At 60.9% G+C, this 6,524-nt stretch carries 9 protein-coding genes; 7 read left to right on the top strand and 2 right to left on the bottom strand.

What is annotated here, in order from left to right:
- Positions 1 to 18 precede the first annotated feature (18 nt).
- The 6 genes from ACK1U9_RS20015 to ACK1U9_RS20040 all read left to right on the top strand — a co-directional run bounded on the left by ACK1U9_RS20015 (position 19) and on the right by ACK1U9_RS20040 (position 3,578).
- A complete protein-coding gene (locus ACK1U9_RS20015) occupies positions 19 to 567 on the top strand; it encodes an Rnf-Nqr domain containing protein (protein WP_196182539.1) in 549 nt (182 codons plus the stop codon).
- A complete protein-coding gene (locus ACK1U9_RS20020) occupies positions 564 to 1,538 on the top strand; it encodes an RnfABCDGE type electron transport complex subunit D (protein ID WP_449110133.1) in 975 nt (324 codons plus the stop codon). The genes ACK1U9_RS20015 and ACK1U9_RS20020 overlap by 4 nt, the downstream gene beginning before the upstream one ends.
- The gene (locus ACK1U9_RS20025; protein ID WP_085601558.1) at positions 1,535 to 2,137 is read left to right on the top strand and encodes an RnfABCDGE type electron transport complex subunit G; all 603 of its coding nucleotides are present in this window, start codon (positions 1,535 to 1,537) and stop codon (positions 2,135 to 2,137) included. Before ACK1U9_RS20020 ends, ACK1U9_RS20025 begins: the two co-directional genes overlap by 4 nt.
- Positions 2,130 to 2,654 carry an Rnf-Nqr domain containing protein gene (locus tag ACK1U9_RS20030; RefSeq protein WP_449110134.1) on the top strand — a complete coding sequence of 175 codons (525 nt, stop codon included), beginning with the start codon at positions 2,130 to 2,132 and terminating at the stop codon, positions 2,652 to 2,654. The genes ACK1U9_RS20025 and ACK1U9_RS20030 overlap by 8 nt, the downstream gene beginning before the upstream one ends.
- A 4-nt stretch (positions 2,655 to 2,658) precedes the next feature.
- Positions 2,659 to 3,297 (top strand): endonuclease III, encoded by a 639-nt coding sequence (gene nth, locus ACK1U9_RS20035; RefSeq protein WP_025340388.1) that lies wholly within the window; start codon positions 2,659 to 2,661, stop codon positions 3,295 to 3,297.
- Positions 3,298 to 3,401: 104 nt separating this feature from the next.
- Positions 3,402 to 3,578: a PA3496 family putative envelope integrity protein gene (locus ACK1U9_RS20040; RefSeq protein ID WP_003258006.1), complete on the top strand. Its 177-nt coding sequence runs from the start codon at positions 3,402 to 3,404 to the stop codon at positions 3,576 to 3,578.
- 43 nt (positions 3,579 to 3,621) lie between these two features.
- Here the strand turns inward: ACK1U9_RS20040 and ACK1U9_RS20045 are convergent, their stop codons facing one another.
- Positions 3,622 to 4,242: a response regulator transcription factor gene (locus ACK1U9_RS20045; protein ID WP_046614750.1), complete on the bottom strand. Its 621-nt coding sequence runs from the start codon at positions 4,240 to 4,242 to the stop codon at positions 3,622 to 3,624.
- A gap of 366 nt (positions 4,243 to 4,608) precedes the next feature.
- Here ACK1U9_RS20045 and ACK1U9_RS20050 point away from each other — a divergent pair, with 366 nt between their 5' ends.
- Positions 4,609 to 5,091, top strand: a complete 483-nt coding sequence (locus ACK1U9_RS20050; protein WP_046614751.1) for a hypothetical protein — start codon at positions 4,609 to 4,611, stop codon at positions 5,089 to 5,091.
- A gap of 70 nt (positions 5,092 to 5,161) precedes the next feature.
- On the opposite strand, the gene ACK1U9_RS20055 is transcribed toward ACK1U9_RS20050, so the two are convergent.
- Complete coding sequence (locus ACK1U9_RS20055) at positions 5,162 to 6,379, bottom strand: argininosuccinate synthase (protein ID WP_013973956.1); 1,218 nt, start codon at positions 6,377 to 6,379, stop codon at positions 5,162 to 5,164.
- Positions 6,380 to 6,524: the final 145 nt, after the last annotated feature.

A 6,524-nucleotide genomic window follows, 5' to 3' on the forward strand; every position in this document is an offset into this window, starting at 1 on the left:
CCCGGCTATCGTCATCTCATGAGCGACTACATCCTGGTCCTGATCAGCGCTGCGCTGGTCAATCACCTGTGCCTGCAACAACAGCCATTTCCCAGGCTGCACCTCCACGTGCACGGCCTCGCCTGCGCACTGTGCATTGCCTTGGGCATGATCGGCGCACGAATACTGGTGCGCGGGGTGCTTGCCCCGCTGCAAGCCCAGGACCTTGCCCTGTTCCTGTTGTTGCCTTGGCTGGCCGTGCTTGCCTGGGGCGCGCCATTGCTGCTGACAAGGTGGCGCCCGAGCTGGCCGGTGACGCAACTGCCCGCGCTGCTGTTGAGCAACGCGGTAGTACTGGGGTTGGCCCTGCAACAGACAAGCGACGACAGCACATGGCTCGCTACCGTGCTGCAAGGCCTGCTGGCCGGCGGCGGCTTCTGGCTGGCGTTGGTGTTGTTCGCCGACCTGCGCCAGCGTAGCAATCATGCCGACGTCCCCGGGGCAATGCGCGGCCTGCCCATCGAATTGCTCGGTGCCAGTGTAATGGCGATGGCGTTTTCCGGCTTCAACGGGCTGCTCACCCAATGACTGCCAAGCCCGACCCGCGGCTAAGCACCAGCATGGGGCTGGTGTTGCTGGCTTGCGTACCTGGCCTGTTGGCGCTGTTCTGGCTGCATGGCTGGAGCATGCTAATCAACCTGTTGCTATGCGCCAGTGCCGCGCTGCTGTGCGAGATGTTGTCGCTCAAGTTGCGAGCACAACCGCTGAGCACGGCGCTGAACGACGGCAGCGCGCTGGTGACTGCCGTGCTGCTGGCCGCCGCCCTGCCGACCCTGACGCCGTGGTGGTTGCCGGTAGTCGCAGCCAGCGTTGCAATAGGCATCGGCAAGCAGGCCTTTGGCGGGGTCGGGCGCAACCTGTTCAACCCGGCCATGGTCGGCTATGCCTTCGTGCTGCTGAGCTTCCCGTTGCAGATGAACCATTGGCCGGGGCCGGCACCTGGCCTGCTCGATAGCCTGCAGCTGGTGTTCGCCGGCGGCGAGCAGATCGATGCCTGGGCCCGGCCGACACTGCTCGACGGCCTGCGCCACAATCGCAGCCTGACCATCGATGAACTGTTCGCCAGCCACCCGGGATTCGGCAGCATCGGAGGGTGGGGCAGCGAATGGGTCAACCTTGCGTTCCTGCTGGGCGGCCTGTTTTTGCTGCAACGCAAGGTGATCAGCTGGCATGCGCCGGTTGGCCTGCTGGCAGGGTTGCTTCTGTTCAGCCTGCTGGGCTGGAATGGCTCGGGTTCGGACTCCAACGGCTCCCCCCTGCTGCACCTGTTCTCCGGCTCGACCATGATGGCGGCGTTCTTCATTGCCACCGAGCCGGTGTCCGGCCCGCGGCAGGAGTGGGCGAAGCTGGGGTTCGGCCTGGGGGCGGGCCTGCTGATCTACTTGATCCGCACTTGGGGCAGCTACCCGGACGGCACGGCGTTCGCCATCCTGCTGATGAACCTCATGGCGCCGAGCCTCGAACGCCTGGCTGTGCAGCGCAAGCAGGTTGCACGATGAAGCGTCTGGTACGTGATGTCGGCCTGCTGGTACTGACCGGGGCACTGGCACTGTCGGCAACCCTGGCCTGGCGTCACTGGACCAGCGCGGCCATCGCCGACGCAGAGAAACAACTGAATAGCCGCCAGCGGCTGGCGGTGCTGCCAGAAGGCAGTTACGACAACCACCCCCTGGACAACCCGCTGCCCAGGCCCGCCGCCCAGCGGCCAAACAGCCGGATCCTGGCAGCTTACCGGGCGACGCTGGCGGGCAAGCCGGCCGCCATCATCCTGGTCACCCAGACCCAGGGCTATGCCGGGCCGATCGTGCTCAGCGTGGCCATTAGCGCGGACGGCCGGCTGATCGGCAGCCAGGTGGTCGAACAACAGGAAAGCCCCGGATTAGGTGCACGCCTGGGAGATCCGCAACTGAACTGGCTGGAGCAATTTGCCAACCGCCAGTTGGGCGATCGCTGGGCGCTGAAGCGCGACCAGGGCGACTTTGACCAGTTGGCTGGCGCAACCGTGACCTCACGAGCAGTAATCGGCGCGCTGCAAGAGGCGCTGAGATACTTCGATGAGCAGCGCAGCGCGTTGCTGGAGGGCGCCATGCATGAATAGGTTCTACTTGCTCGGCGCAAGCCTGGTGCCCCTGCTGGGCGCCACCCGAACACTGAGCGAAGGGGCCACCATCGGCGTGTGTGCAGTGCTGATGAGCAGCCTTCACCAGCTGTTGCTGGCGCCCCTGCGCCAGCGGCTTGCCACCTGGACCTATGTGCTGGCCAGCCTGCTGCTGTTGGCGGCCCTGGCCAGTTGCCTGCAACTGGCACTGCGTGCCTGGCTGCTGCCAGTGGCACTTGCCCTCGGCCACTATCCCGCACTGCTGTGCCTGCAATGCCTGGCCACTGACCACCTGCTGCCCGATCAAGGGCGCTGGCGCCTGCTCGCCGGCCACCTTTGCGCACTGCTTGCCACATGCCTGCTGCTCGGCGCCAGCCGCCAATGGTTGGCCGACGGTACCGGCCTGCACCTGGCCAGCCTGGCCCCGGGCGCCTTGCTACTGCTCGGACTGCTGTTGGCCTTGTACAATCGCCTGCGTCCGGGCACCGCCCAACCACGTCGTCAAGGAAAGCTCTGATTTCATGAATGCCGCCAAACGCCTGGAGATCTTTCGCAGGCTGCACGAAGACAACCCCGACCCGAAGACCGAACTGGCCTACACCACCCCGTTCGAACTGCTGGTCGCCGTAACCCTGTCTGCGCAGTCCACCGATGTCGGCGTCAACAAGGCCACCGCACGCCTGTTCCCGGTCGCCAACACCCCCGAGGCCATCTATGCGCTGGGCGTCGAAGGCCTGAGCGAGTACATCAAGACCATTGGCTTGTACAACAGCAAGGCCAAGAACGTCATCGAAGCCTGCCGGCTGCTGATCGAGCGCCATGGCAGCCAGGTACCGCAAACCCGCGAAGCCTTGGAGGCGCTACCAGGCGTGGGCCGCAAGACCGCCAACGTAGTGCTCAATACGGCGTTCCGCCAGCCGACCATGGCTGTGGATACCCATATCTTCCGGGTCAGCAACCGTACCGGGATTGCACCAGGCAAGACAGTGCTGGAAGTGGAGAAAAAGCTGATCAAGTTCGTACCAAAGGATTACCTGCTGGACGCCCACCACTGGCTGATCCTGCATGGGCGCTATGTGTGCCAGGCACGCAAGCCACGCTGCGGCAGTTGCAGGATCGAAGACTTGTGCGAGTACAAGCACAAGACCTCCGACGATTGAGTCGATAGTTGGAAACCACCTGTTTCGATTGAAAAAATCTTTTTTACCGGCGTCTGCTTTCTGGTTATAAGGACGGCCAATGGCCCCTTGGCTTGGAGCGACTCATGAGTAGCGATAAAGACGACCTGTCGATCGAAGATGATTTTGTTGCCGCGGACGACGAAGCGGAACCCCAGGTGGAAACCGCAAAGACCAACCTGAGCAAGCGCCGCACCATCGACAATATGCTGGAAGAAAGGCGCCTGCAGAAGCAGCTGGCCGACTTCGACTACGATCTGTAACCTTGGCAAAGCCTCCTGACTGGAGGCTTTACGGCCCTGGCGGTCAGTTCAACCCTTGCCGCTGCGCCAGCTCGATCAGGTCCACCAGCGACCGCGCATTGAGCTTGAGCAGCAGGCGCGACTTGTAGGTACTGACCGTCTTGTTGCTGAGGAACATGCTGTCGGCAATCTCCTTGTTGGAACGCCCTCGCGCCAGCTGTTGCAAGACGGTCATCTCGCGCGCCGAGAGGCGGTTGACCATATCCGCCTCGCTTCCTCCCCTCCCACGTGACACATGCAACGCCTGGTTGGGGAAGTAGCTGTAGCCCGACAGTACGGCCTTGATGGCGCTCAGCAGTTCGGTGAGTTCCTGCTGCTTGCACACATACCCCGCCGCCCCCGCCTGCATGCAGCGCATCGAGAAGTTGCCGGGTGCCTGCGATGTCAGCACCAGTACCTTGCTACCCGGACTGAAGGTTGTCATGCGGCCGATCACCTCCAGGCCATCCAGCTTGGGGATACCGATATCAAGCACCACGATATCCGGCAGGTGTTGCCGTGTCAGTTGCAGCGCAGCCACCCCGTTGTCGGTTTCCGCCACGACGTCATACCCATGCCGCTCCATCAGCATGCGTACGGCCAGGCGTATGACCGGATGATCATCCACGATAAGCACTTTATTCATGCGATATCCATTCATTGCTTTTGCTTTGGCCCGCCAAGATAACCTACACAACGCTTGGCTGGCGCGGTGATTTACCGGCGAAATATATGAACAGATGGAACCTACAACACTTACAGAAATTTCCTACACTCAACCGATGTGCTTGTAACAATCAAATTCCTTGTTACCAAATAAACGGTATCACCGGCCTGTAAAAGTGCACCAGTTGAAAACCGGCCGACACTTCGGGAAATATTCGATTCAAATACGCTGAACAGACGCGGCCATCAGGATTTCGAGCGATTATTCTCACCCGGGAAACAGTCCAGTCTTTAGTTGAGCAACGCCGTAAGGTAAAGATGTGCAAAATCGCTGGAGACGACCCATATGCACCAAGTACAACCTGTCGCCCCGCTGACGATCATTGCCATCTTCGCAGGGATTATCGAAGCCTCCGCCCTTGCCACATTGCCGTTTCTCAGCGAGTCCAGCCAGAAGCTCTATACTTGGTTCCTGGTGGGCTTCCCATTCTTCCTGACGGCACTGTTCTTCCTCACGCTCAACTTCAATTACAAGTCGTTCTATGATCCCTCGTCAAACAGGACGGCAAATGACAACAAGTCGACACAGAGCGATGTGGCGAAACATGCAATGCCCGGCAACACCAGCGAAGCGCTGCAGGGCGAGCCTGTCACATTCATGTTTTCCGGCCCCGATGCCTATCGCATGATGGAGCAGCAATTGCTATCCGCCCTTGCCCAACCGCCTCAGCAAGCGCGCACCTGGCGTTTTTGCAATCTGGATAGGCGTCAGTGTGCACAACTATCGATCAGCACGCTTGATGGACAGGTGGCGAACGACGGCCGTTGAATGCCTCAGGTTTTCCACAGGCCAAAAAAACCCCGGCCTGGGCCGGGGTCCTTGATGCACGTGGCCGCTATCAGAGCAGCGAGCGGCCCTTGTTGGCAGCAATGCGCATACGCAGCGCGTTGAGCTTGATGAAGCCCGCTGCGTCCGCCTGGTTGTAGGCGCCGCCATCTTCCTCGAAGGTAGCGATGTTGGCATCGAACAGCGAGTCGTCCGACTTGCGGCCGACAACGGTGACGTTGCCCTTGTACAGTTTCAGGCGAACCACACCGTTCACGTTAACCTGCGAAGCGTCGATCATCTGCTGCAGCATCAGACGCTCCGGGCTCCACCAGTAGCCGGTGTAGATCAGGCTGGCGTACTTCGGCATCAGCTCATCCTTCAGGTGAGCGACTTCGCGGTCCAGGGTGATCGACTCGATGGCACGGTGGGCCTTGAGCATGATGGTACCGCCAGGGGTCTCGTAGCAGCCACGCGACTTCATGCCAACGTAACGGTTCTCGACGATGTCCAGACGGCCGATGCCATTGGCACCACCGATACGGTTCAGGTCGGCCAGTACGGTGGCCGGGGTCTTCTCGACGCCGTCGATGGCAACGATGTCACCGTTGCGGTAGGTCAACTCGATGTAGGTAGCCTGGTCCGGGGCGTTCTCGGGCGAGACGCTCCAGCGCCACATGTCTTCTTCGTGCTCGGTCCAGGTATCTTCCAGGACACCGCCTTCGTAGGAAATGTGCAGCAGGTTGGCGTCCATCGAGTACGGCGACTTCTTCTTGCCGTGGCGCTCGATCGGGATGCCGTGCTTCTCGGCGTAGTCCATCAGCTTCTCGCGGGACAGCAGGTCCCACTCGCGCCATGGGGCGATGACCTTGACGCCTGGCTTCAGGGCATAGGCACCCAGCTCGAAGCGCACCTGGTCGTTGCCTTTGCCGGTGGCGCCGTGGGAAATGGCGTCGGCGCCGGTTTCGTTGGCGATCTCGATCAGGCGCTTGGCGATCAGCGGACGGGCGATGGAAGTACCCAGCAGGTACTCGCCCTCGTAGACGGTGTTGGCGCGGAACATCGGGAACACGAAATCACGCACGAACTCTTCGCGCAGGTCATCGATGTAGATCTCTTTAACGCCCATTGCCTGGGCCTTGGCACGAGCAGGCTCGACCTCTTCGCCCTGCCCCAGGTCAGCGGTGAAGGTCACCACTTCGCAGTTGTAGGTATCCTGCAGCCACTTGAGAATCACCGAAGTATCAAGGCCGCCGGAATACGCCAGTACGACCTTTTTTACGTCCGCCATGCCATCACTCCACGGGGTTGTACGGAAAGGGATCGATTCTAACGACGTTACGGATAAATTTACAGTGGGGCGACAGCTTCTGACGACAAAGCGACAGGAAGTTTCGGAAGGGCGACTTACCGTCGGAAAGTATGAAATGCCGTGT

This window comes from Pseudomonas sp. XP1 (assembly GCF_053557675.1).

Coding starts and splice junctions, on each gene's coding strand:
- ACK1U9_RS20015 (WP_196182539.1), top strand. CDS start 19: ATGAGCGACTACATCCTGGTCCTGATCAGCGCTGCGCTGGTCAATCAC.
- ACK1U9_RS20020 (WP_449110133.1), top strand. CDS start 564: ATGACTGCCAAGCCCGACCCGCGGCTAAGCACCAGCATGGGGCTGGTG.
- ACK1U9_RS20025 (WP_085601558.1), top strand. CDS start 1,535: ATGAAGCGTCTGGTACGTGATGTCGGCCTGCTGGTACTGACCGGGGCA.
- ACK1U9_RS20030 (WP_449110134.1), top strand. CDS start 2,130: ATGAATAGGTTCTACTTGCTCGGCGCAAGCCTGGTGCCCCTGCTGGGC.
- nth (WP_025340388.1), top strand. CDS start 2,659: ATGAATGCCGCCAAACGCCTGGAGATCTTTCGCAGGCTGCACGAAGAC.
- ACK1U9_RS20040 (WP_003258006.1), top strand. CDS start 3,402: ATGAGTAGCGATAAAGACGACCTGTCGATCGAAGATGATTTTGTTGCC.
- ACK1U9_RS20045 (WP_046614750.1), bottom strand. CDS start 4,242: ATGAATAAAGTGCTTATCGTGGATGATCATCCGGTCATACGCCTGGCC.
- ACK1U9_RS20050 (WP_046614751.1), top strand. CDS start 4,609: ATGCACCAAGTACAACCTGTCGCCCCGCTGACGATCATTGCCATCTTC.
- ACK1U9_RS20055 (WP_013973956.1), bottom strand. CDS start 6,379: ATGGCGGACGTAAAAAAGGTCGTACTGGCGTATTCCGGCGGCCTTGAT.